Consider the following 437-nt stretch of genomic DNA (forward strand, 5'->3'; position numbering starts at 1 on the left):
ACTTTATGGTATAAAAAAACCCTTCATCGCTATGATGAAGGGTTCTTAAGAAGAAGGCGACGACATACTCTCCCACAATACAGCAGTACCATCTGCGCTAACGGGCTTAACTACTCTGTTCGGGATGGGAAGAGGTGAGCCCCGTTGCTATAGCCACCTTAAAAGGTAAGTTATAAGCTTCGAGCTTAAAACTGTTCTAATTACTTAGATTAGAACTAATATCGTTGACATGATTAAAGAAACAAAAAAGTTACAAGTACCTGAAATACTCTTATAAAATAAGCATTTGGCGGCTCTGAGGTTTTGCGGCCTCAGAGCCATCGCGCATCAAGCTTTACGGATTATTAGTACTACTCGGCTATGACATTACTGCCTTTACACCTATAGCCTATCAACGTGGTAGTCTCCCACGGTCCTTTAAAGAAATCTCATCTTGT

At 41.0% G+C, this 437-nt stretch carries 1 rRNA gene and 1 other annotated feature (1 of these 2 running past the window's edge); the gene reads right to left on the bottom strand.

The features are described from left to right. Positions 1 to 51 precede the first annotated feature (51 nt). Positions 52 to 161 (bottom strand): 5S ribosomal RNA (gene rrf / locus ACNKXS_RS15025). 164 nt (positions 162 to 325) lie between these two features. Next, positions 326 to 437, bottom strand: a sequence feature (mutual gap in cmsearch alignment for this rRNA model is longer than 100); it runs 2,720 nt beyond the window's last position.

It is taken from the genome of Christiangramia marina (assembly GCF_048285865.1).
In the GTDB taxonomy this organism is placed as follows: Bacteria; Bacteroidota; Bacteroidia; order Flavobacteriales; family Flavobacteriaceae; genus Christiangramia; species Christiangramia marina.